The organism is Enhygromyxa salina (assembly GCF_002994635.1).
Taxonomy (GTDB): domain Bacteria; phylum Myxococcota_A; class Polyangia; order Nannocystales; family Nannocystaceae; genus Plesiocystis; species Plesiocystis salina_B.
The window spans coordinates 48,263-71,329 of sequence record NZ_PVNL01000096.1 but is presented as its reverse complement, the minus strand read 5'-3'; the positions used below and the strand labels follow the sequence as shown (position 1 = coordinate 71,329).

Annotated in this window: 20 protein-coding genes; 7 read left to right on the top strand and 13 right to left on the bottom strand. The window is 67.3% G+C overall.

The features are described 5' to 3' along the window. Positions 1–2: 2 nt before the first annotated feature. Together ENSA7_RS23735 and ENSA7_RS23730 are read right to left on the bottom strand one after the other, a co-directional pair. Positions 3–1,109, bottom strand: a complete 1,107-nt coding sequence (locus ENSA7_RS23735) for a S1 family peptidase (protein ID WP_181234038.1) — start codon at positions 1,107–1,109, stop codon at positions 3–5. A gap of 185 nt (positions 1,110–1,294) precedes the next feature. Further along, on the bottom strand, positions 1,295–2,341 hold the full coding sequence (locus tag ENSA7_RS23730; protein ID WP_106091615.1) for a coproporphyrinogen III oxidase: 1,047 nt from the start codon (positions 2,339–2,341) through the stop codon (positions 1,295–1,297). A 93-nt stretch (positions 2,342–2,434) separates the two neighbouring features. Here ENSA7_RS23730 and ENSA7_RS23725 point away from each other — a divergent pair, with 93 nt between their 5' ends. From ENSA7_RS23725 to ENSA7_RS23715, 3 genes are all read left to right on the top strand, one after another. After that, the gene (locus ENSA7_RS23725; RefSeq protein WP_106091614.1) at positions 2,435–3,613 is read left to right on the top strand and encodes a sulfotransferase family protein; all 1,179 of its coding nucleotides are present in this window, start codon (positions 2,435–2,437) and stop codon (positions 3,611–3,613) included. 72 nt (positions 3,614–3,685) lie between these two features. Further along, entirely contained in the window at positions 3,686–9,424 is a 5,739-nt protein-coding gene (locus tag ENSA7_RS23720; RefSeq protein WP_106091613.1) for a protein kinase domain-containing protein, read from the top strand. A gap of 43 nt (positions 9,425–9,467) precedes the next feature. Continuing rightward, entirely contained in the window at positions 9,468–10,193 is a 726-nt protein-coding gene (locus ENSA7_RS23715) for an iron-containing redox enzyme family protein (protein WP_106091612.1), read from the top strand. On the opposite strand, the gene ENSA7_RS23710 is transcribed toward ENSA7_RS23715, so the two are convergent. Then, complete coding sequence (locus ENSA7_RS23710; RefSeq protein ID WP_146158059.1) at positions 10,177–10,563, bottom strand: SPOR domain-containing protein; 387 nt, start codon at positions 10,561–10,563, stop codon at positions 10,177–10,179. The two genes, ENSA7_RS23715 and ENSA7_RS23710, sit on opposite strands and share 17 nt — an antisense overlap. A gap of 193 nt (positions 10,564–10,756) precedes the next feature. Beyond that, entirely contained in the window at positions 10,757–11,260 is a 504-nt protein-coding gene (locus ENSA7_RS23705; RefSeq protein WP_146158058.1) for a hypothetical protein, read from the bottom strand. 270 nt (positions 11,261–11,530) lie between these two features. Here ENSA7_RS23705 and ENSA7_RS23700 point away from each other — a divergent pair, with 270 nt between their 5' ends. Beyond that, positions 11,531–12,154 (top strand): hypothetical protein, encoded by a 624-nt coding sequence (locus ENSA7_RS23700; protein ID WP_146158057.1) that lies wholly within the window; start codon positions 11,531–11,533, stop codon positions 12,152–12,154. A 378-nt stretch (positions 12,155–12,532) separates the two neighbouring features. After that, the gene (locus tag ENSA7_RS23695) at positions 12,533–13,870 is read left to right on the top strand and encodes a CotH kinase family protein (RefSeq protein ID WP_181234037.1); all 1,338 of its coding nucleotides are present in this window, start codon (positions 12,533–12,535) and stop codon (positions 13,868–13,870) included. Here ENSA7_RS23695 and ENSA7_RS23690 read toward each other — a convergent pair. From ENSA7_RS23690 to rnk, 7 genes are all read right to left on the bottom strand, one after another. Beyond that, positions 13,867–15,375, bottom strand: coding sequence for a cryptochrome/photolyase family protein (locus ENSA7_RS23690; protein ID WP_106091607.1), 1,509 nt, complete (start codon positions 15,373–15,375; stop codon positions 13,867–13,869). The two genes, ENSA7_RS23695 and ENSA7_RS23690, sit on opposite strands and share 4 nt — an antisense overlap. A 198-nt stretch (positions 15,376–15,573) precedes the next feature. Continuing rightward, complete coding sequence (locus ENSA7_RS45845; protein WP_280524030.1) at positions 15,574–15,708, bottom strand: hypothetical protein; 135 nt, start codon at positions 15,706–15,708, stop codon at positions 15,574–15,576. Then, entirely contained in the window at positions 15,701–15,883 is a 183-nt protein-coding gene (locus ENSA7_RS23685; protein WP_106091606.1) for a hypothetical protein, read from the bottom strand. The genes ENSA7_RS45845 and ENSA7_RS23685 overlap by 8 nt, the downstream gene beginning before the upstream one ends. Before the next feature lie 115 nt (positions 15,884–15,998). Continuing rightward, the gene (locus ENSA7_RS23680) at positions 15,999–16,739 is read right to left on the bottom strand and encodes a serine aminopeptidase domain-containing protein (RefSeq protein ID WP_106091605.1); all 741 of its coding nucleotides are present in this window, start codon (positions 16,737–16,739) and stop codon (positions 15,999–16,001) included. Between the two features lie 335 nt (positions 16,740–17,074). Next, positions 17,075–17,590, bottom strand: a complete 516-nt coding sequence (locus tag ENSA7_RS23675; protein ID WP_181234036.1) for a GNAT family N-acetyltransferase — start codon at positions 17,588–17,590, stop codon at positions 17,075–17,077. 134 nt (positions 17,591–17,724) lie between these two features. After that, on the bottom strand, positions 17,725–18,084 hold the full coding sequence (locus ENSA7_RS23670) for a hypothetical protein (RefSeq protein WP_106091603.1): 360 nt from the start codon (positions 18,082–18,084) through the stop codon (positions 17,725–17,727). Between the two features lie 134 nt (positions 18,085–18,218). Beyond that, positions 18,219–18,632, bottom strand: a complete 414-nt coding sequence (gene rnk / locus ENSA7_RS23665; protein ID WP_106091602.1) for a nucleoside diphosphate kinase regulator — start codon at positions 18,630–18,632, stop codon at positions 18,219–18,221. Between the two features lie 189 nt (positions 18,633–18,821). Between rnk and ENSA7_RS23660 the strand changes: the two genes are divergently transcribed. Further along, on the top strand, positions 18,822–19,520 hold the full coding sequence (locus ENSA7_RS23660; protein WP_106091601.1) for an MCP four helix bundle domain-containing protein: 699 nt from the start codon (positions 18,822–18,824) through the stop codon (positions 19,518–19,520). 67 nt (positions 19,521–19,587) lie between these two features. On the opposite strand, the gene ENSA7_RS23655 is transcribed toward ENSA7_RS23660, so the two are convergent. Both ENSA7_RS23655 and ENSA7_RS23650 read right to left on the bottom strand, forming a co-directional pair. Beyond that, a complete protein-coding gene (locus tag ENSA7_RS23655) occupies positions 19,588–20,646 on the bottom strand; it encodes a cation:proton antiporter domain-containing protein (protein WP_106091600.1) in 1,059 nt (352 codons plus the stop codon). Between the two features lie 237 nt (positions 20,647–20,883). Further along, positions 20,884–22,017, bottom strand: coding sequence for a DUF3616 domain-containing protein (locus ENSA7_RS23650; RefSeq protein ID WP_244923884.1), 1,134 nt, complete (start codon positions 22,015–22,017; stop codon positions 20,884–20,886). Between the two features lie 679 nt (positions 22,018–22,696). Here ENSA7_RS23650 and ENSA7_RS23645 point away from each other — a divergent pair. Then, positions 22,697–23,035 (top strand): mechanosensitive ion channel domain-containing protein, encoded by a 339-nt coding sequence (locus ENSA7_RS23645; RefSeq protein ID WP_106091599.1) that lies wholly within the window; start codon positions 22,697–22,699, stop codon positions 23,033–23,035. Positions 23,036–23,067: the final 32 nt, after the last annotated feature.

Below are 23,067 nucleotides of genomic sequence, written 5' to 3'. Positions count from 1 at the left end.
CTCTAGCAGCCAGGGCCTTCGCAGGTGTTGCCCACGTAGCAGAACCGATTCGACGGCTTGCCGCCGGTCTTGCCGGGGCAATCCGCGCTGCAGCTGGTGGTGCCGTCGCGGCCGTCGCAGCTCTCGCCGGCTTCGCACACGCCATTGTTGCACGTGGCCCCGCCACCGCCGCCGCAGTCGGGATCTTCCCCGGGGCCGCAGGCGTCGTTGCATTGGTTGTTGGCCGAGCAGTCCGGGCCGACGACGCCGATGAAGTCGTCGATGAAGCCCTGGAACGCCGAGACGTTGGTGCTCACGCCATAGAGCAGGCACTGCGCGTCGCCGTATGAGGTGATACCCGCGACATACTGCGTGCCGTTGCGCGAGATGAACGCGGGACCGCCGCTGTCGCCATTGCACGGCCCATAGTAGGGGCTGCCGTCCTGCTCATAGGAGAATTGGCTGCTCGAGCCGCCGCCAGAGCAACCCGGGACCACGCAGCCCAGCCCGGCGACGGGGACCTGAGCCTGGAGTTTGATGCCGTACTCGCTCTTCTGGAGGTCGCCGTAGCCAAAGCCCACGTGATCGAGCATGACGCCAGCGTCGTTGTTGCTCAGACCGATCGAGGCGGGCAAGTGGGGGATCGTGGGCGAGTCGTGATTGGGCGCCGCCAGGCGCAGCAAGCAGATGTCGTTGGTCAGCGAGTAGCGGCTGTAGTTGGGGTGCACCAGGACCTCGGACACCCAGTAGAAGTCGCCATTGACGGCGTTGCCGACGAACGCTGGACCGTCGCCGAAGTACACCGATACTTCGGTCGGCTCCATCGGGTTGAAGTTGGACCCACCATTGGCCTCATCGCAGCAATGTGCGGCGGTCATGACGACCTCCGGGCTTATCAAGGTTCCCGTGCAAAACGGACTGATCGAGACCTGCCCGCCGGAGCGCTGGTGAATGCCGACGGTCGCGGCGTACTTGTCGACGTTGCTGTAGGCCGGCGCGCCATTGATGACGCGAAACTCGTCGTCGCCAGAGTCGTCGAGCTCGGACACGCAGCCGAGGCCCAGGAGCGTCGTGGTCAGGCCCGCGCAAAAAATTGTACGAAAGATCACTCGGTCATGTCGGGTATTCATGGCGTTCTCCGCCTCGATGAGCGTAGCTCCAACCGAAGGCGCAAGCCTTCTCGCAGACGGGGTTGGTGGGATCAAGGGTCGAGCGCACGAGCACAGCAATTCCCGGATGAATTGGTCCATTGGACAATGCGGCACCGATCAATCGGTGTGTCACACTTCATGAATTTCGCGCTGGAGCCCGCCGGTCAGCTGCGATCACGATGATTATCGAGCGTCGGCGGGGTGACATCGCCGCTGGCCTGCAGCGCGAGCGCCTCGGGGTGTGCTCGATAGTGCGCACGAACGACCTTGGCCAATTCGGCGCGGACCTCGTCGCTGACAGGGCTTGGGGACGACTCGGGCAGCACCGCCAGGATCCCGCGCAGCAGCGGTTGCTGGACCTCGGGCAGGCGCAAAACCCACGACGCGAGCAGCTCGCGATCCACGAAGCTCGGAAGCGAGCCCATGATGCCAACGTCATTTTGATCGTGGACCAGCAGCCCCGAGGTGGTCCCGCGATCGAGCGTGAGCACCTGAAACAGGTACAGCGAATGATAGGCGAGCTGGCGCCCGCGCAATTCCGCGCTCGGCGGCTGCGGGTGCATGAGCGCCGGGTCGAGCAGGGCGGTGTAGCGATCGAGCGCCGCCTCGCCAAACCGCTGGGCCAGGCGCATGTCGGCGTCGAGATCACCGCTCGCGTAGCCCTCGAGGTAGTAGTGCGTGGCCCCGCGGCAGCGCCCGAGCGCCGGGATGAAGAAGTAGCGATCACCCTGAGCGCTCGCGTCGGGATACAGCTCCGGCGCGACCTCGCGCAGCGCCGCGGCGAAGCTGGCGGTCGCGGCAGCATCGGGGACGGCGGGGTTGAGGTCCGCCATCATCCGCCAGTACCCGCTGTGATCCTTGCGCTCGGTCCAGCTGACGTGAACGTGGACCGACGGCGCGCGGGGATCCTGGGGGTGAATGATCGTCGACAGCGCCGAGGCCGAGCCAAGCTTGCGGTGCGGGTCGTCGTCGTAGTGGACCTGCGACACGTTGATCGCGGCGCGGTTGAACACGGGGGTCTCGGCGGCGACGTAGCGGTGGCCGCCGCCGTGGGTGCCCTGGTCGCGCAGCCACTCGACGGGCTCGAACGGCCGGGGGGCGCCCGCCGTCGTCGACAGCTGCTCGAGCGCGAGCTTGAAGCGTCGCTGCAGGGCCTCGACGAGGTCGAGGGCGGCAGCGGCGGTGTGCGAGCGGGAGCGGGTCCAGGACACACCCGTTGATAGCGCAGCCGCGACGCACAGGGCGAGGCCAGCAGGCGTTCGCCAGCACACGGGCCGAGGGCGTACCGTTGAGGACCCACGCCCATGTCCAGCAAGAAACTTTGGTTCGTCAACCGTGTGATGTCGGTGCTGCCGACCCCGTCGCTGGACGACGCGCGCCTGCTCGAGGCCGCGGCCAAGCTCGAGGGCAAGACCGACTTCGGCGACGGTCGGTTCGAGGCTGGCCTCGCCGTGCTCACCCGCTCGCTCGAGCGGGACGCGAAGCTGTCGCCGATGGGGCGGGAAGCGGTCTATCGCATGATCGTCCGCAATCTATGCATGCGCCTGAGGCTGGTCGCCGACCAGCGTCGACGGCCCGAGATCTACGCAAAACCCCTGACGCCGCCGATCTTGGTGCTGGGGCTGCCGCGCGCCGGGACCACGTTCTTGCATCGACTGCTCTCGGCCATGCCCGGCGCGCGCCCGGGTCGGACATGGGAGGTCAACCAGCCGCTCGCGCCGAGCGAGGGCAAGGACGATCGCTATCGGCAGGCCGCCAAGCAGGTCGCGATGATCCGCAAGCTCGCGCCCGACCTCGACGCCAAGCACCGCCTCGATCCAGACGAGCCCGAAGAGTGCGTGTTCCTGCTCAACCCCAGCTTCTGCAGCATCGCGTGGTGGATGATCGCGCCGGTCTACAGCTACCTCGACTGGTACGGCGAGCAGGATCTCGGCCCCGCGTATCGCGAGTACCACGCCTACTTGCGGGCGCTGCAGGCCGCCGAGCCGGGGCGTTTGGTGCTCAAAGCCCCGGCTCATACTGGTCATCTCGCGCAGATCATCAGTGAGATCCCAGACGTGGTTGTCGTCTACGCACACCGCGATCCGGTGACCGTCGTGGCCAGCGTGTCCAGCCTGTTCAACAGCGTGTTTGGGCTGGTCACCGAGCACCATGACGTGCAGCGCACCGCTCGTCGCAACCTCGATCTGTTCATCTCGATGACCGACCGCTGTCAGGCCGCGCGCGACCAGGGCCTCGACGATCGGGTGCTGGACATTCACTATGACGATCTGGTCGCAGATCCGATCGCCACCGCCCGTCGGATCTACGCCCACGGCTCGATCCCCTGGCCCGACGATGGGGAGCAGGCGCTGCGAGCACACATGCAGGGCGGGCGGCGATCCAGGCCCAAGCACGTCTATTCGCTCGAGGACTGTGGCCTGACCGAGGCCGAGGTTCGGGGACGGTTCGCGCCCTATGCAGCTCGCTACCTCAGCAGGTGAAGCCGTGCTCGGCCACCCACGCGATCCACACGCCGCAATTCGTGCTATCGGCCAGCGAATCGCCCGACACGCATGAACCTCCCGCTGCCAGAGTATCGCGTGATCCGCCTGTTGCGGGGCTCTGGACACGCACGCGTGTACGAGGCGGTGTCCGAGCGAGATGGGCGTCGGGTCGTCGCCAAGGTCTACGACATCGAGCACGCCTCGGTCGAAGATCGGGTGCTGCACGAGTTCGAGCTGATCGAGCGCCTCGACATTCCGGGGGTCGTGGTCGCTCGCGAGCTACGCAGGGCTGGCGATCAGTTGGTGTTGGTGCTCGATCACGTTCCCGGCGTGAACCTGCGCGAGTACGCGGGCGGTGAGGCGCTGCCGCTGCCGCGATTTTGGCCGATCGCGCTGGCGCTCGCCGACATCCTGACCCAGACCCATGCGAGCCGGGTGATCCACCGCGACATCAAGCCGACCAACGTCATCGTTGGCGAGTCCGGGGATATCCATCTGATCGACTTTGGGATCTCGGTGTTGCTCGAGAGCGAGCGTCGCCACCTCTACGACCTCGACGTGCTCGCGGGCACGCTGCCCTATGTGTCCCCCGAGCAGACCGGGCGGACCAATCGGGCGGTCGATCTGCGCAGCGATCTCTACAGCCTGGGCGTGACGCTCTATGAGCTGCTGACCGGGCGGGTGCCGTTCGTCGATCAGGCTCCGCTCGAGCTGATCCACGCTCACCTCGCGCGCACGCCCGAGCCGCCGGTCAGCCTGCGGCCATCGCTGCCCGCGTCGCTCTCGCGCTTGGTCATGAAGCTGCTCGAGAAGGCGCCCGAGCACCGCTACCAGACCGCGGCCGGGCTCGCCGCGGATCTGCGCAGCGTTCGAGACCTCGATCAGGGGGATCAGGGGGATCAGGGGGCTGACTCCGACCACGCGTTCGTGCTTGGCACCGCCGATGTCACGGCCCGGCTCGCGCTACCGCACCAGCTGTACGGGCGCGAGGACGAGCAGGCGGCGCTGCGCTCGGACCATCGCGCCGTGGTCGAGTCGGGGACCACGCGCGCGCTGTTGGTGACCGGGCCGGTTGGGATCGGAAAGTCTGCGCTGGTGAGCGAGCTCGAGCTCGCGGTCGCCGACGGCTCCGGCTACCTCGCGCGCGGCGGCTTCGACGAGCAGCGTGGGCTCCCGTACTCGGGCTTCATCGACGCGCTGACGGGGCTGCTCGACCAGCTCCTGACCGAGAGCGACGCCCACCTGGCCGGCTGGCGGTCGCGGCTGCGCGAGGGTCTGGGCAGCCTGGCCAGCGTCGCGGTCGAGCTGCTCCCGTCGCTCGCGCTGGTGCTCGACCTCGAGTTGCCGCCACCGCTGGAGCTCGAGCCGATCGAGGCCCGCAACCGCCTGCGGATCACGCTGACGCGCCTGATCGCGAGCCTGTCCGACCCAGCCCGTCCGCTGGTGCTGGTGCTCGAGGATCTGCATCGCGCCGACGGTCCCAGCGCGGGCTTGTTCGAGTCGCTGGTCAGCGGTCACGCAAGCGGGGGATTGCTGATCGTCGCCACGCTCCGTGATGACGCGCTCGGTCCCGACGGTCCGGTCGCAACGTTGATCACGGAGGCCACACGAGTCCCCGGGCCTGGACACCGATATCGACGAGTGCGCCACATCAAGCTCGCGCCGCTCACCCAGGCGTCGATCCAGGCGCTGCTCGCGGACAGCTTGGGGCGCCCGTTGACCGAGGTCGAGACGCTCGCGCGGGTCATCACGCGCAAGACCGCAGGGGTGCCGCTGTTCGTCGAGCAGTTCCTCGCCGAGCTGCTCGAGCGCGGCGCGCTGCGTCCCAGCCCAACAGGGTGGCGCTGGGACCAGGCCGACGTCGAGCTCGCCCACATCCCCGACGACGCGGTCGAGATGATGCACGCGAAGTTCTCGGCGCTCGACGCCGAGGCGCGCGAGCTGCTGGGACGCGCGGCGTGTATCGGCGCTCGGTTTGGCGTCTCCGAGCTGGCGCTGGTCAGCGAAGCGCCGCGCGCCCAGCTGGCGGCGAGCTGCTATGCGCTGATCGATCACGGGGTCCTGTCGAGCGTCGGTCTCGAGCTTGGCTTCGCGCACGAGGGCCTGCGGCGCGCGGCCCTGGCCGAGCTCGAGCCCGAGCAGCAGCGGGTCGTTCACTGGATCTTGGGTCGTCGCCTGCTCGAGGCTCGCGCGGGCGTCGACGAGCAGCTGTTCGAGATCGTCGACCATCTCAACGCGGGGATGCCCGCGGAGCTCGACGAGGATCTACAGATCGAGCTCGCGCAGCTCGAGCTGCGGGCGGGCGCGCGGAGCTTGGACTCGGGCGCCTACGAGCTGGCCTTGCGATACCTCGAGCAGGGCATCGCGCTGGTCGCGAGCTGGACGCCGATCGTGGCGGAGCGCGGGCCGAGCAGCGAACACTACGGGCTCTCGTTCGAGCTGCACTTCGCGCGGGCCCAGTCGCTGGCCCTGGCTCACTCGCGCGAGCAGGCAGACGAGGCGTTCGACGAGCTGCTGCGCTGGCGCCTCGAAGATCACCACTTTGGTCGCGTCGTCGCCCGTCGCTGTCGGATCCTGCGCGAGAACGGGTGCGAGCAGCAGGCGGTCGATCTGGCGTTCGCCGCGATGGCGCGGCTCGGGCTCGAGGTCGCACGCACGGGCATGCGCGCGCGGGCGGTGCTGGGCATGTTGCGTGCGGCGAGGCGGGTGCGAGCGCTCGGCCGCGAAGGCCTGATGAGCTTGCCGGCCTGCGCAGACGAGCGGGCGGCGGCGCTGATCGAGATCGTCACCGAGGTCAAGTACTCGGCGTTCACCGTCAGTCCGGTGCTCGCCATGCGCTTGGCCGCGATCCACCTGGATTTGGTCTGTCGGCACGGCTTTCATCCCTCGGCCTGTGGCGCCCTCGCGGATCTGGCCATTGGCGTCAGCGGTGCGCTCGAGCGACCCGCGGAGGGCGTCGAGATGGTCGAGACCGCGCTCGCGCTGTGCGAGCGCTCGGCCACCCCCGCGCGCACGCGGCTCGGTGTGATCGCGCCGGGGCTGACGCTGGTGTTCCACCGCGGTCGCAGCTTCGCTGAGGTCACGGCGATCGTGAACGAGAGCTACCCACTCGCGCACGAGCTCGGCGAGTTCGGAGCCGCGAATTTCCTGGCCATGCGCGCGTGCCACTTGCCGATCGAGATCGGGACCCACTTGAGCGTGCTCGAGCGACGCTGCGCAGAGCTGCGCGCGGATCTGGATCGCTGGGGCACCAAGCAAGCCGTCACGTTGGTGTGGCTCCTGCACTGTTGGCACGTCACGCTGATCGGTCAGGCGCCCAACTGGGAGCCGAGCTCCAGCGGATCGAGCTCGCGCGGCGGCCTGCTCGACGCGCGCATCATTGACGCCGACATGGTCCTGGCGCGCGGGGGAACGCTCACGACCGCCTGCATCCACGATGTCAACCGCGCGATCTCGAGTCTGTTGCTCGGGGACCTGCGCGCCGCGATGTCTCTGGCGTTGGCCGTGGTCGGCTCGGTCGAGCAGCTCGCGTTCAACGGCCCGCTGATCCCACAGACGGCGCTGGTCATCGTCGTGTCCGTCGACCGTCTGCGCGTGGCGGGTGAGCAGCCCCCGACCGAAGCGCTGGCCGCCGCGCGCCGGGCGTTGCGGCTGCTGCGACGCTGGGCCAGGACTGGGCGCGACAGCTACGGCCACTACGCCGAGCTCGCGCTGGGCATGCGGGCGGCCGCGAGCGGGCGGTTTGCCCGAGCCGCCGATCACCTCGACCGTGCGTGGGCCAGCGCGCGCTACCAGGGCTGTCGCTGGGTCGAGGCGCTAGTCGGCGAGTGCACCGCCGAGCTGCTCGATCAGCGTGGCCTGAGCTTGCTCGCCGAGGGTGCGTGGCGTCGGGCCTGGGACGCCTACGCGCTGTGGGGCGCGGGCGCGAAGCTCGAGCGGCTGCGCGTCGCCAAGCCTGGGCTGTTCGGCGAGCTGGTCCGGGCCGAGACCAGCAGCGAGCAGCTCGAGCGCAGCTCGGGCATTCGCCTGGGGCCGCTCGGGACCCGCTCCGAGCGCTCGGGGACCCGCTCCGAGCGCTCGAGCGTCGCGTCGCTCGACCTCGACAGCGTGCTGCACAGCGTCGGCGTGCTGTCGGAGGACCTCGGGCTCGAGCGAGTCTCGTGCCGGGCGCTCGACGCCGCGATGACCAGCGCGGGGGCTGATCACGGCATGCTGTTGCTCGAGCGCGACGGCGAGCTGGCGTTGGTCGCCCACGCGGGGGGCGCGACCGCGGCCACCATGGTCGAGCGCGCGCCGACCCTGCGCGACGCCAGCGAGCTGGCCCCGGCCACGCTGATCAACTTTGTCGCGCGTACCCACCAGTGGCTGGTCCTGGACGACGCCCGCGATGATCCCCGGTTCGCCGCCGACCCGTACTTGCAGGCCCACGCGTCGCGCACGGTCTTGGCGCTGCCGATCCTCAAGCGTGAGCGTCGCGTGGGTGTGCTCGTGCTCGAGAACCGGCTGACCAGCCACGGGTTCACGCCTGCGATCATCGAGACCCTGCGACTGATCATGGACGCGGCCGCCCGGGTCCTCGACAACGCTCGGCTCCACGCCGCGCTCGGTCGCAGCGAGGCCCGCTGGCGCTCGCTGGTCGACAGCGCCCCCGACGTGATCGCGCTGCTCGACGAGCGCGGCGAGATCGCCCTGCTCAACCGCGGCGGCCCCTTCGCGAGCATGGCGACCGGTGGCTCTTCCACTGCTGGGGCGCTGACCGAGGCGTCGACGCTGGCCTGGCGCGAGGCCGTGGCGCAGGTGCTCGACCACGGGCGCGCGCAGCAACTCGAGCTGGAGTTCGCCACGCCTGGGGGCGCGACCAGCTGGTACGAGGCCCGGCTGGCACCCGTCGAGCTCGCGCCGGACTTCATCGAGCCCGAGCCCGAGCCCGAGACCGAATCCGAGCTCGAATCCGAATCCGAGATCGAATCCGAGACCGAGACCGAGTCCGAATCTGGGGCCAGCGGGCTGCGCCGCAACGCCGTGGTCGTGGCGACCGACGTCAGCGCCCGCAAGCAAGCCGAGGCGGACAAGCAGCTGCTCGAGAACCAGCTGCGCCAGCAACAGCGGCTCGACTCGATCGGCACCCTCGCCAGCGGGGTCGCCCACGAGATCAACAACCCGATCCAGGGGATCATGAACTACGCCGAGCTGATCGCCCAGTCATCGGGCGAGCCCGCGGTCGTCGAAGAGTTCGCCGCCGAGATTACCCACGAGAGCAACCGCGTCGCCACCATCGTGCGCAACCTGCTCGCGTTCTCGCGCCAGGAGTTCGATCAACGGCGCGAGTTCGTCGAGATCAGCGGGGTCATCGACACCACGCTGTCGCTGATCCGCAGCATCCTGCGCAAGGATCACATCACGCTGGTGCTCGAGCCCGTGGTCGGGAACCCGCGGGTTCACTGCCAGATCCAGGCGATCCAGCAGATCATCATGAACCTGATCACCAACGCGCGTGACGCCCTCAACCAGTGCTATGCGGGCTACGACGAACGCAAGCAGATCCGCGTTCGCGTCGAGCGGTTGGTCCGCGACACGGGCAAGGTCTGGGTCCGCGTCGTCGTCGAGGACGCGGGCTCGGGCATCAACCCCGAGGTGCTCGCGCGCATCTTCGACCCCTTCTTCACGACCAAGTCTCGGGATCAGGGCACCGGGCTGGGCCTCGCGGTGTCACATGGGATCGCGCTCGATCACGGCGGTGAGCTGTCGGTCGAGACCACGTTGGGGGTTGGCTCGCGGTTCTATCTGGATCTGCCGATGGTCGAGTGAGGTGGCGGCGGGCTCGCCGGACGAATTGAGGCATGATCGCAGCATGAACCGCGACGCATTTAGCGAGGCGCTGTTGCAGATCATGGAGCGCAAGCAGCACTGGGCGTGGCCTGGCTTCAACTCGGGTGAGGTCTCGGCGGATCGGCTGCATGTGCACCTCGAGCAGGAGTACGCCACCTATGTGCGCGACTTTCCGGTCCTGGTCGGCCGCGCGTACGTCCAGTGCCCGATCCCCGCCGTGCGCCGCGAGCTGGCCGAGAACCTCTATGAAGAGGAGACCGGCGGGATCGCGGCCGGGCGCCCGCACCCCGAGCTGTTTCTCGAGTATCCCCGCGGGCTCGGGATGGACCTCGATCGATTTGAGAGGATTGAGCTGCTGCCCGCCGCCGCGGCGTATCGGGCGACGCTCGACGAGCTGACGATTGCCCGTGGCTGGGTCGTGGCCGCGTGCGTGGTGACGATCTTCATTGAAGGGACCTGCCACGATCGCGGCGAGCTCGATCCCAGCGTGTCCCGCCGCCCCGCGCCGCCGCTCGAGCAGCACCCGCTCGTCGTCCACTACGGGCTGCCGCTCGAGTCGCTGGCGTTGACGAAGGCTCACCGGGCGGTCGAGGGCGATCACCGGGCGGCCGCGTGGCGCTGCGTGCTGGATCACAGTCGCGAGCACGCTCGCGCAGACGCGGTCGAGGCGATGGAGCGGACCCTGCTCGCGTGGCTGCGCTACCGTGACGAGGTCGCGCAGGCCTGCGGTCTCAGCAGCCGATCATGACGTCGAGCTGGCGGACGAAGCCGTCGAAGCCGAGGCGCTCGAGCGTGAGCTGGGCCCGCTCGGCCTGCTCGAACTCGTCGAAGGGCCCCACGGCGACGCGATAGCTGGGCGGTAGCTCGCCCTCGCCGCCCACGGTCTCGACGAACACCTCGAGCTCATCCCCGAGCTGCCGCTGCACGCTGGCGGCGAGCGCGTCGGCGCCGTCTCGGTCGGGCAGCAGCTCGAGCTGGACGGCGGCGAGGGCGGGGTTCATCCGCTGTTCAAACACCTCGGTCGCGGCCACGCTGTGGACCAGCTCCATCAGCTCGGTGGCGGCGGGGTCGAGGGAGGAGAACCACGAGAGGACCACCAGGGAGATCTGTGAGAGCATGAGCGCCACGTCTTCAGGGTTCGTGCCAACTCTAGAAACCGTGTCGGGGCCCGGCTCTTGGTGGTTCCTGCGCGGCCGGCGAGGCGACCCCTGAGCCGTTCGCAACTATTGCGAACAACCACAGTTGCGATGGCCGGGCTCCCGGGACACCCCGGGCCAGCCCAACACGCCACACCAGTTCAGTGCGCGAGGTTCAGTGCAGCCGAGCCGTGGGATCGAAGTGCAACACGGCGATCGCCGCGCGCGGCATCAAGCGCAGCCGAAAGTCGATCGAGTGCTCTGGATCCGTGATGCGCAGGCGCAAGCTGGTGCCGATCGTGGCTTCGGTCAGGCGCTGGTCGTTCTGGAACTCCCAGCTCTTTTCCGGATCGAAGGGGACGCCCAGCTTGCCGTAGTCCGGGGTTGGCATCCACTCGGTCGGGAGCAGCAACATCAGCCGCGCGCGCTCCGGTTGGAGCTGAAGCGGCGGCGCCATCGTCCAGCTCAGCCGCGGGACGCCGAAGATCGTGCTGCCCAGCTGGAGCTCGCTCGTTGACTCGGCCGCTGCCTCGAGTGCCGACTCCGCCCCTGGCTCCGGCTCGGTCGCGCCGGCCGCCGGGGTGATGAGCAGGGTCGCCAGCGAAGCCGCCGCAGCCACCACCGAGCCGACGATGGACTTGCATAGCGAGCGAGAGCAGCTGGGACGGGACTTGGACATGCTTGGACCTACGTGGTCATTGTACTGAACCCACGATCAATTGAGAAGCGTGTCACGCAGTTTGTCGCGATCAACCCAGGGTGTCCGGCAAACGTGGCACAACGCCCCGTTTGCGATCGAAACCGAGCGTATTACAGAATATCGAGTGTGCACGCATCCCAAACTGGCACTTCGTCCGTGCTCGCCGATCGGTGTGGGATCGGTGTGGGCTCGGTGTGGGCTCGGTGTGGGATAGCGTCGCGCGTCCCCCGACAGGATAAGATCCCCGCCGTGTTGCGTCACTACGTGCTGTCCCTCGCCTTCACGCTGCTCGCTTGCTCGACCACCAGCTCGACCCAGCCGCCGCCCTCTGACGATCACCAACAGGCGCCGTCGTCTGCAGGCGTGGACCCATCCGACGAGGGTGGGGAAGGCCACGCCACCGACGACCCCAAGCGGCCGGCCGGGCCGCAGCTTCCGAGCGGCCCAACCTGTGACACCACAGCCGATTGCGGCGAGGGGCAGGTGTGCGAGGGGGTTGGCTGCGAACCGGGTCAAGGGCGCTGCGTCAGCACCGAGCGGATGTGCACCCGTGATCTCGCCGAGTACTGCGGCTGCGACGGCCAGACCTTCACCGGGTCAGGCTCGTGTCCAGGCGCGCGTCATGCCTATCGCGGCCCGTGTACGCCCAATAAGGAAGACGGTGAGCCGTGCAGCGACGGGCGTCAGTGTCGCTCTGGTCAGTGCGTGGGCGAGGGCCTCGAGGGCTGTAGCAAGACCGCGCTGGGTGTGTGCGGCGTGGCGACGTGCACCGCGGATGAGGAGACCTATTGCAGCTGCAACAATACGCCAATGCAGCGGTCTGGCTCCTGCCCCAATCGGCAGTTTGCCTATCGCGGGCCCTGCGAAGGTTGATCGATTGAGCGTCGCGGCTCTGGCAAACGCACGACGTCCCAGCTGTTTTTGCGTGACGCGGTAGGTACAAGCCGCGATTAACGACCTGGCACGTCAATGACACACAGCTGTATATAGCGCTATATATTTCGGGCCGCGAAGCACGCAGCATGGGGGTCAGACATGATGAAGCCGCATTGGACAACAGCTCTCGTTCTCCCGTTCGCGCTCGTTGGATGCACGGGGGCCACCCCTGTGCCTGGTGACGCTGCGGGCAGCGACGGTCACGCAGGCACCGACGGATTTGGCGACAGTGGCGCGGAAGGAGCGGAAGGGCCGGAAGCGGAGGAAGGGGCCGCCGACGACGACACGAGCACGGGCGGGACCGCGGAACCCGACATGCCGGTCGAGCCGGAGCTCCCGTCCGAGTCCGACGCGGAGAACTTGTTCTCGCACGACTATCTGCCGGTCTATCGGATCACCATGCACGGCGCCGATTGGCCCGAAGCGTGGGATTATCTCCTCGATCAGCTCGACCCCGACGACAAGTGCGCGAAGCGACCGTTCATCGAGGCAGACGTCGCGTTCGAGAACCCGTGGACCGGTGAGGTCGAGCACCACGAACAGGTCGGGTTCCGGGTGCGTGGCCACGACCTGCCGGACAAGATCCTGTCGGAGCCGGACGAGCGGTTTGGATTCAAGATGTCGTTTGTCGAGTACGTTCCCGGCCGGCGATTTTACAGCCAACGGCGCCTGAACTTCCTGTCCTCCGAGCGCGATGACACGCTCATGAGGCAGTGCCTGGTCTACGACATGATGCGCGACTTCGAGATCCCGACGGCGCGCTGCAACTTTGCGAGCGTGTACGTCAACGGTGACTATGTTGGGGTGTTCGCCCACGTCGAGGAGCGCGATGACGGCAGCTACGTAAAGAACCGATTCCCCGACGACCCCAAGGGCAGCCTCTACGAATTTGGTGATTGCTGGGGCGACGAGGAAAACGTGCTGGTCGACCTCGGGCCGGACGTGGGGCCATACGCCGAGACCTATCAGCTCGAAGCTGGGACCGTGGACACCGACATATTGACCGACCTGATCCCGTTCTCGCACTGCGCCAGCGCGCCCCACCAGGAATTTGTCGGCTGCATCGAAGCCCACATCCAGCTCGACGAGTGGCACCGGGCGATGGCCTCAATCTTGTCGATCCCCGAGATGGACGGCTGGGCGGCCAGCAGCAGCAACTTCTTGCTGTACAACTATGGACCAAAGGGCGAGCCGCGACGCTTCGTGGTCTTTCCATGGGACGTCGATCGCGCGTTCAAGGACACCTGCGAGGAGAATGACGACGAAGACGGCAACCTGAGCGGCCCGTGCCACATCCTGGGCCAGAGCTGGGAAGACGGGACCTCACCGGTGCTGGTCGACCGATTGCGAGAGCCGCCGTTTCGCGCGGGGTTTTGCGCGGCGGTGCAGGCGTTCGTCGATCAACACTACAACCCCGAAGCGATCACCGCGCGCGTGACAGATCTGCGCACTCGGCCGCGGCTGGCGGCCAAGCCGTTCGAGGGGGTCACCACGCCGAGCATGGAATACTTGGTCCAGCACGATCCGCTGTGGGACCACGCGCGGTTCATGGACGGGGTGCACGACCTGGTCGAGGTCAGGGCGCCGGCTCGCTACGCGGCGCTGCTGGACCAACTGATCGAGTGCGAGGTGTCTCCGCTCGTCGCCAACTAGTGCGTCTTTGCGGTGACCCTGTCGCGGAACTGCCTGGCCGCCTCGAAGATCCTCTGTTTCCTGGCCGAGTCGAGGCGAGCCAGCGTGCGCACCATCATGGCGGTTCGGGCGTTGCTCGCAAAGAACTCCTCGTGGTCCGCGACAAACGACCAATACAGGCCATCGACGACGTCGCACCAGGGCCCGCCTTGATAGTCGCTCATCTTGCGCAGGTAGTTCGACCCGCAGATATAGGGCTTGGTCGTGAACGCGCCGCCCTCACTGTGGAGCGCCATGCCGTGGACGTTGGGTGCCATCACCCACTCCGCGGAGTCGACGAACATCTCCATGAACCATCGGTAGACCTCGGTCGGGTCCACGCGGCACAGCAGCATGAGATTGCCGAGCACCATCAGTCGCTCGATGTGGTGGCAGTAGCCATGGCGCTGGGCCCGACCGATCGCGTGGTCGAGCGGCGGGATCCCGGTCGTGCCGTCGTACCAGGCGGGCGTGAGCTTGGCGCTGTGGTTCCAGAAGTTCTTGTCCCAGTGCGCGGCAGGGAGCGTGTGCCAGACCCCGCGCACGAACTCGCGCCAGCCGATGACTTGCCTGACGAAGCCCTCGAGTGAGTTGAGCGGCGTGTTGTTCGCCTCGGCGTGGCGGAGCGCCGCCTCGAGCACCTGTCGCGGCGTCAGCAACCCCATGTTGAGCATCGGGCTGAGCACCGAATGAAACACGAACGTGTGCTCGCTGCTCAGCGCGTCCTCGTAGTCCCCGAACAACTGCAGACGCTGCGCGAGGAATTTGTTTAGCGCCGCCCGCGACTTTCGGTGCGTCGTCGGCAACCAGAAGTTTGCGGCGTCGCCCGGGTTCTCTGGAAATGAGCCGTCCACCAGATCGATCACGCTCTTTGTGTGGTCGGTGGCCTGCGGCTGATAGAGCGCGGGCGGCGTCAGATCGTGTGGCAGCCGCTTGCGGTTGTCTTCGTCAAAGCTCCATGCGCCGCCAACGGGCCGGCCATCGTCCTCGAGCAGAATGCCGAGCCGCTGCCGCTGCCACCGGTAGAAATCGCCCATGAACAGGCGCTGGTGAGACCCGACGTAGCGCTCGAAGTCGGCGTGCCCCGTCAGGAACATCGGGCTGGGCAGCACCTCGCGCTCGAGCGAGCGCTCGGCACACAGCTCGGCGAGCTGCTGGTCGCGCGTGGGTGACTCGAGCTCGAAGTACGCGAGCTGTGAGTAGGATGTGTTCGTGAGGGCTTCATCGAGTGCCTCGATGAACGGGCGCCCGTCGTCGTCCTCGAGCCGACGATAGACGACCGAGATCCCCCTGTCGCACAGGGCGTCGGCCAGAGATCGCATCGCGCTCAGCTCCAAGATCAGCTTGTGCTTGTGATAACGGTAGCGGTCACACAGCTGCCGGGACTCGAGCATGAAGACCGCGTCGGGGGCGGCCTTCGCTACAATCGAGGGCGCAAAGAGCTGATCTCCGAACAGGACGAGCAGCCGCTGGGGGGACGCGCTCACAAACTTTCTCGTGATGTTGACCGAGACGTCCGCGCGCGGCCTGCTCGACGTGATCGAGCGGCTCGGGCGGAGGACACGGGGAAGGTGCTCGCGTATGACGGCACACCGGTCCCCCCGTGACCGTCGTTCTTGGTCGGAGCTCGACCGCCGCGCGAGCTCGGCTGGCGCCGCGAGCGGGCTCCGAGAGACACGACAGCCTCAGCTGCTGTGGTCAGGCCCGGGGCCATCGGGGGGGCGCGCGCGGCTGCCAAACCAGATCAGGATTCCAACGGACGACACCACCGGCGTCAGGATCACAAACCCGGTGATGAAGATGAACAGGTCGCTATCCATCTTTCCGCCCCCACCCGGCCAGGGCGAACGCTCCCAGCGAGAGGATCGATGGCACCCAGAGCCCGACGAACACGCCCTGATCTTTATGCCCCGTGAACCACAGCGCGACAGAGAACAGCAACGAGGCGATTGCGCCGAGGATCGTGGCCACCTTGACATATTTGACTCGCTTCATTCGATCTCCCTCTGTCGTCCAATTCGGGCGAACAGTCTCGAAGACCGTGTTCCATCAAAACCACATGTCAAGCCATCGATGCCCAAACAATCTGCGTCTTCGTGCCATCACAACGTCAGCCATCTATCGGCCGTTCAGCCAGGAGCTGATTCCACAGCGTCGTCCAGGTCGACCACGCATGTCCCCCAGGCGCAGTCTTGACCTGCTCGGGGGCCAGTCCCGCCGCCAACAACTCGTGGGCCCGGACGCCAAAGTCGTCCCGTCCAAACATGAGGTACAGCTCGGGTTCACCGGGGCGCGGGGTCTCGCTCATGCGCTTGAGCATCCGCCAGATCTCCACGTCCCACGCCTTCTCGCCGTCGACCGCGGCAGGCGGCTCCCAGGCTGCGAGCCCGCCCGCCTGCTCGATCTGCTTCAAGGTCTTGCGCCGGCCCAGATACGGCGCCATCAGGACCAATCCGTCGACATCGTCGGGGAACGTCCACGCGGTCAGCAGCGCACCGATCCCGCCCATGGAGATGCCCACCAACCAGATCGCCTCGTAGTGCTCGCGGTTGGGCGCGAGCACGTCGTGCTCCATCCGATCCATCAGCGTGCGCGAGCGGTAGTAGCCGTAGTGCGCGTCGACCTCGAGCATGTCGACGTCCATCCCCGAGGCGCGCATGCTTTGCACGAACCCGTGCTTCTCGTAGGTCCCGACGCGGTCGCCGGCGCCGGGCAACAACACGACGAGCACCCGCGCGCGGTCCGACGTCGAGCGGCGATGCACCTCGGTCACGATCGGGTCGTTCAAGGCCCCGGCGCAGGCGCCGAGCAAGGACAGCAGGGTCGGAAGGATGATCGCACGCGGGCCCACCCGAGGCTCCTAGCACCCCGGGCGGCGGCTTCAAGTAAAGCGCCGATCGGAGGGCGAATCTCGTCGAACGTGGCGAACGGTCGCAGGTTCAGCTCGAAGGCTTGCCGCGCAGCGAGGCGTCGATCTGCTCGGCGACCAGCTCGGATTTGATCTTGCTGCGCGATCGTGTTGTTGGAAGGGTTGTTGATCCAGACTCTGGCGGGCAGCGGAGGCGGCTTGGGAAACCTGAGGGGGGGAGCGTTTGGGATCAGCCTCGTAGGCTGCCGCGAGGACTGCCGCGCGACCGTTCCACTTGTCGAGCGCGAGCCCGTGGTGCACATCCGCCCGCGGATTCATCAGATCGGGCGCGCCATCGCGACCCGCGGCCAACGGCGAAGCTCGCCGCGATCCTCCTCGGCACGGACTGCCACGAGCCAGCCCGGCTGGGCATCGGGCTCGAGCGTCGCAAACCCCCAGCGGCGGTACAGCGGCGCGTTCCAGGCTACGTCGCGGAACGTCGTCAAGGTCACCCGGGCCAGTCCCGAGGTCGCCGCCCGCTCGCTCACGAGCTCGACGAGGCGACGGCCGAGACCCTGGCGCATGTGATCGGGGTGGACGTCGAGCTCGCGCAGGTGGAGGGCGTCGCCACGAATTTGGCACAGCGCAAAGCCGACCGGGCGATCGTCGCGATCGACGACGACCCACAGCGTGCCCGCGGTGATCGAAGCCGCGACCACGGATGGATCGAGGCCGTCGAGATCCCCGGGCAGCCCGGCCTCGGCGTATTTGCGCCCAGCCGCGTCCTCGATCGCGAGGATCGACGAGGCCTCGGCGGCGGTCGCCAGGCGAGTCGCGTAGTCCAGGGTCCTCACGCAGCTTCGCCAAGTTTGTGATTGCACATTGAGAGCCTCGACGGCGTCCAGGACATGCTAACGATCGCACACCATCAGGCGGGCGTCACGGTGCGGGCGCGGCTTGCCTCCACGCCCGCCAGACGCAGGCGGCGTCAACCCTGCGGCGGAGCGCCGGAAGCGAGGGCGGCGGTGATGTCTCGCTCGATCTTCTGGACGTCACTCTTGACCGAGAGCCAGACGATCAAGAACGCGACGAGCCCGGGCAAGATCCCGGTGAAGACGATCGCCAGGGTCAGCAGCATCTGCACGCCCATGCTGGGAAACTGCCAGTTGAGCCTGGCTCGGTTCGGGCCTTTGGGGACGATGCCGATTCCCGTGGCCATCCCGGTGCCGACGATGATGACTTTGCCCATGCGGACGGTGCTCTGGTACTGAGGGAGCGCGGTCTTGAGCCAGTCGGCAGCTTCTTGCGCGTTGCTCAACGACACGGTGGAGTCAATGGTGGTGGCCATGCGGGGCCATTCCTATCACATGTTGGCCACCACTACACTCGACAACCGCTCGAGATCGAGGACCCTGACTCGGGCCAAGCCCGTCGCCGACGTCGACCCCCCGGATGCCGATTTTCTGATCCGCAGGTGCGTGGCTAAAGCGCCAGATCTTCGCCTGCGGCTTCGGGTTGATGGCGCAGGTCGAGCACGCGAATCCGCGCCGTGCGGCCGTTGGGCAGCGGCCACTCGATCTCGCTGCCGACCCTCAGGCCCAGCAGGGCGCTGCCCATTGGAGCGAGCACGGAGACCCGTCCTTCTTCACCGGCGTCACGCGGGTAGACGAGCGTCAGCTCGCGCTCGCGGCCGCTGCGGCACTCGAGCAGGCGCACGGTCGAGTTCATCGAGACGACGTCGATCGGCAGCGCCGTCGGCTCGACGACGTTCGCTCGATCGAGCTCCTCCTCGAGCGCATCGGCGGCGTCGGTGTCGCGTGCGCGAGGCGCACTCAGCATTCGTCGCAGGCGGGTGTTGTCGACGTGGGTGATGACGATAGGTGGGGGCTGAAGCACGACGAATCCTCGTTGGTGATCGTACGAGTGGAAGGGCTCGTCCGCCGGACGAGCCCTTCCCGATCAGTCTGGCGAGCAATGCAGGTCCGTGCAACCACGACCGCGCGGCGCGAAGTTCGCTCGACCCGGTCTGGACTTGCGCCGCAGGTTTTCCACCGGCGGGTGACGGATCCCTGCTAGCATTGAGCGATGTTGGAACTCGCGGTGGAGCGCCTGCGGCAGAATCGGCTTGCGATGCTGCTGACCATCTTCGTGCTGCTGATCCTGGGCAGCCTGCTGTGGGAGCGCTCGTACATGCGGGTGCTCGAGGACTCGTGCACCTCGATGCACGACGATCGCCTGGTCCCGGCGACGTCGCTGTTTCACCTCAACGATCAGGTGTACTCCCGGCGACTCGTGCTCGAGGAGCACCTGCTCGGCCACGGCGGGGGCGACCTGGCGCAGGTCCACTACGAGCTCGGCCGGCTGCACGGCGGGATCGTCGCGAGCGTCGCCGAGATCGAGCGGACTTATCTGGTCGACGACGAGAGCCAGCTGCTGCGCGAGTTCGAGGGCCAGCTAGAGCACTACACGACCCTCGAGCAGGCCCTGCTCGCGGACCTCGCGGCCGGCAAAGACGTGAGCTACGACGGGGCCATCCGCGCGGCCTTCGAGGATCTCCGAGCCGAGCTCAACGGGCTCACGGACATCCAGGAGGCGGTCGGCAAAGACCTCAACAACAAGGCCTTCACGGCCGCTTCGGGGGCCGTCATGCTGACGCACTTCCAGCTCGGCGCCGCCTTCATCCTCGGCCTGCTCGCGTCGACGCTGGCCCTCGGTCTGCACCTGAGCCGGGTCGTGTCCAAGCCGGGGCTCAGGGCCGCCAACGACGACGGCCGCCGAAGCTGAGCTTCGGTCGAGCTCGGCCTCCTCGCGCACCAGTCAGTTTGTATTCACGACGCCAGGGCGACGCCGCTCAGCCCTCGTCGGCCGCGGCGGTCGGCACGTGTACTTCGGACACACGCTCGATCCGCGCACGCTTGACGACGCCGTCGCGCAGCTCGGTGACCTCCACGCGCACGTGGCCACAGACCACGTACGCGCCGACCTCGACCCGCCGGTCACCGAGGTGGTCGTGGAGGAGCGACGCGAGCGTCGTCCCGTCTCGATCGGCCGCCGCGAGACCGATGTCGAGCCCATAGAGCGCCGCGAGATCGGCGAGGCGTGCACCGCCCTGGAGCTCGAGCCCGCGCGGCGGGATCGCGGCGGGCCCCGAACCTGCGAACAGGCGGTCGATCACGGGACGCAGCTCGGAGCGCATGACGACGAAGAGGTGGTCGGCCGGCCAGATGCGGGTGCTGCCGCGCGGGGGGATGATGCGGCTGTCGCGAGTGATCAACGCGACGAGCGCCCCATCCGGCAGCGACAGGTCCCTGATTGCCACTCCGGCCAGGGGGCTGTCGTGGGAGATGGGATAGTCGAGGATGTCGCCGTCGACGTCTCGGATCGAGGTGATCTCCAGCGACGCCGGGGGCGGCGTGCTGGCGGGCCGAATGATGCCCAGCCGCCTCGCTAGCCAGCCGAGGGTCGAGCCCTGCAGGATCGCGGAGATGAGCACGACGAAGAAGATGACGTCGAAGATTTTCGAGCCGTCCGGGAGCCCGAACAGGAGCGGATAGGTGCCCAAAATGACCGGCACCGCGCCCTTCAACCCCGCCCACGAGATGAAGAGCAGCTCCCTCCACCTGAAACCGAACGGCCAGAGCAACCCGAAGGCGGCGACCGGGCGCGCCACGAAAACGAGCACCGCGGCCACGAGCAGGCCGGACGAAGCCGTCTCCAACAGCCGCGACGGAAAGCTCAGCAGCCCGAGGACCACGAACATGGTGATCTGGCTGAGCCACGCCATCCCGTCGTGGAACAGGAAGATCCCACGCTTGAAGACGAGCCTGCTGTTGCCGAGGACCACGCCCGCCAGGTAGACGGCGAGGAAGCCGCTGCCGCCGAGCGTCGCAGCCAGCAACCGCGCGTACACGTACGCGCCAGCGAACTACCCCGACACGGAGTTGAACGCACCGATGGCGCTGGCAAGCGTGAGCAAGTCGATCTAGAGCGCCGATCAGTTTGGAGTCGCGTCGTCAGGTGCGTCTGGGGCCGTTCCTGCCTAGGAGCGAGGCCGAAGCTGTATCCGGCATACTGCGAGCGCCGAGTCGACAACGGCAGGAGCGGCCCCAGATGTGCCTGGCGTCGTGAATTCAAACTGGTCGGTGCTCTAGAGCACCCAACGACCTCGAAAGGACTTTTTAGCGGGGTCGTCCAGCTTCTTGCACGCGATGCCGTCGACCTCGACGGTCCCGTCGTCGCTCAAGAGCATGATCTGCTCGCGGTCTTCCGGCGTGAAGAAGCCTTCGGGGTTGAGGTCCCCAAGATCGAGGTCGACCAGCTGCGGCTGTTCGCTCTGGCCGTCCCACGTGTAGAGACGAGAGTCTTGGGTCCCGGCGTAGTCGCCCGCGACGATCAAGTAGTGGCCACGCCACGCCGATAGACCACGGATACCGAGACCATCGAGCTCCAGCACGACGGGATCACCGAAACGTGCGGCCTCGCCGTCGATCACACCGGAAGGATTCTCGAGCACGACCAGCAAGGCCCTTCCTTGCGGCGTCGGGTTCCGAAAGCCGATGAAGACACCGCCCGCCGCTCGGTCGGTCATCCCTTCGATATTGAGGCCGCCGGGCTCCTTGGGCGCGATCTGAGCGGCCTTGGCGAGACCAAAGGACCGATATCGGGGGTCCGCCTCGAGATCCACCAACAAATTCATGTACGTGCTCCCCACCACCGCCAGCGGCTTGCCGTAGTCGGGCGACGTGGTGGCGAACAAGCGCAGGCGCTCGGGCTTGTGCTTCCCCTTGCTGTTCGTGCCATGGGAGGTCAGCCAGTAGGCATGGCCTTGGTGCATGGTCGCAGCTTCGATGTCCGCCTCGGCGGGGGGCTTCGGCGGGCGGCGTGGATCTTTCGCCGGTCGGGGGAAGATGCTCACATCAGCCGAGATGTCCTTGCTGTACAGCGGCTCCCCACCGCGGTCTGCGTCGTAAACCCTCAGGAGGTTGTCTTCGTCGTCGGCCACCGCGAACACGTGAGCATCGAGCGGGACTGCGCCCGACGCGTCGCACATGCCGACGAAGCGAACGTCGGCGGGGCGCGCGGGCGACGGCCTGGGATCGTTGACGTCGAAGTGAATTTCGGCCCCTGTCGCGTGGGGCGCCTGCGCTGCCCTGGCCTCCTCATGGCCGCAGGCACAGCACAGCAGTCCAACCGCGAAGATGGAAAAACAAACACGCACGTGGCGACGAGCATAGCGGCGAGAGGTATCGCGTGCCAGGACGCGGCCCGCAGCTCGCCCCATTGCGCCACTGCCTTGCGTTGTGTAGGTTGGCCCCGTGGTCGCGTTTCGGCGCATCTTGACGGCGATTCTGGCGATCCTCTGGGTCGTCGGATGCGCGCCGTCCAGCCCCGCGCGGGAGCTGGACGAGCACCTGAATCAAGATCGTGACGTTGACGCGCTGCCGGCTCGACGGGTCGAGAGTTCTCGCTTTGCGGGCCCATCGACGCGCGTCGACATTCCAGACTGTCCGCCGCCCATCGTTGACGCCCCGCTCGCGCCACAGCCGTGGATTAAGCAGTGGATCGACGCTGGTTCGCCGGCTGTGGGCGTACAGGTCGGAGACCCAGGCTGGGCTCGCGGCCCGCCTACGCGGGCCTGATCACCCGAGTCTCGGTCGCCAGTGGGCCCATCAATAGCGGGTCGGCGGCCAATTTGTGCCTCGCCTACGGTGTCGACATTTCGCCCAGCCCCTCGCTGGTGGCGGGCCGACGACACGTGGGTCGACAGCGTCCATCTCAACCGAGAAAGGCCTCGGTCTCCTTTGGTGCATCAACAACCCGATGCCCGTGCTCGCCACGCGGCCACGCGGCCTGGTCGACAATCACAACACTCAAAACCGCGCCCCACGCCGGGGCCACGATGGGGATCTCGAGATCGACAGTTCGCTGCGGCAGCGCTGATCGGCGGGTCCGGCTATGGCATGTTGGTCGCCTGCTACCTCGCCTCCAGCGCATGGATCGTGTTCGCCATCATCCTCGCGGTTGCGGTCGGCTTCTCGATGATCGACACGCCCCGTCGCGGGCCCTTCATGGCTCGACGGCGGCGTTGCCGGATCGGCGACTGGATCGTGATCGATGCTCGGACCTGCGGCCGGGTGACCCATATCGGCTGGCGTTTCACTCGACTTCGCTCGGCCGACCACGTCGAACATTGGGTCCCGAACCGGATGATGAAAAAAATCATGGTCAGCGACGAAGGCTCGCCCGAAGCCCATGCTTCCAGTAACGAACGTTGCGGAATACCGCGCATACGTGATTGAAGACACGAACAGTGAGGACACGGGGCTGCCTA

What these genes read in the sequence shown, in the direction of transcription:
- ENSA7_RS23735 (WP_181234038.1), bottom strand. Translation starts at nt 1,109, where the DNA reads ATGAATACCCGACATGACCGAGTGATCTTTCGTACAATTTTTTGCGCG.
- ENSA7_RS23725 (WP_106091614.1), top strand. Translation starts at nt 2,435, where the DNA reads ATGTCCAGCAAGAAACTTTGGTTCGTCAACCGTGTGATGTCGGTGCTG.
- ENSA7_RS23720 (WP_106091613.1), top strand. Translation starts at nt 3,686, where the DNA reads ATGAACCTCCCGCTGCCAGAGTATCGCGTGATCCGCCTGTTGCGGGGC.
- ENSA7_RS23715 (WP_106091612.1), top strand. Translation starts at nt 9,468, where the DNA reads ATGAACCGCGACGCATTTAGCGAGGCGCTGTTGCAGATCATGGAGCGC.
- ENSA7_RS23710 (WP_146158059.1), bottom strand. Translation starts at nt 10,563, where the DNA reads ATGCTCTCACAGATCTCCCTGGTGGTCCTCTCGTGGTTCTCCTCCCTC.
- ENSA7_RS23705 (WP_146158058.1), bottom strand. Translation starts at nt 11,260, where the DNA reads ATGTCCAAGTCCCGTCCCAGCTGCTCTCGCTCGCTATGCAAGTCCATC.
- ENSA7_RS23695 (WP_181234037.1), top strand. Translation starts at nt 12,533, where the DNA reads ATGCCGGTCGAGCCGGAGCTCCCGTCCGAGTCCGACGCGGAGAACTTG.
- ENSA7_RS45845 (WP_280524030.1), bottom strand. Translation starts at nt 15,708, where the DNA reads ATGGATAGCGACCTGTTCATCTTCATCACCGGGTTTGTGATCCTGACG.
- ENSA7_RS23685 (WP_106091606.1), bottom strand. Translation starts at nt 15,883, where the DNA reads ATGAAGCGAGTCAAATATGTCAAGGTGGCCACGATCCTCGGCGCAATC.
- ENSA7_RS23670 (WP_106091603.1), bottom strand. Translation starts at nt 18,084, where the DNA reads ATGGCCACCACCATTGACTCCACCGTGTCGTTGAGCAACGCGCAAGAA.
- ENSA7_RS23660 (WP_106091601.1), top strand. Translation starts at nt 18,822, where the DNA reads ATGTTGGAACTCGCGGTGGAGCGCCTGCGGCAGAATCGGCTTGCGATG.
- ENSA7_RS23650 (WP_244923884.1), bottom strand. Translation starts at nt 22,017, where the DNA reads ATGGGGCGAGCTGCGGGCCGCGTCCTGGCACGCGATACCTCTCGCCGC.
- ENSA7_RS23645 (WP_106091599.1), top strand. Translation starts at nt 22,697, where the DNA reads ATGTTGGTCGCCTGCTACCTCGCCTCCAGCGCATGGATCGTGTTCGCC.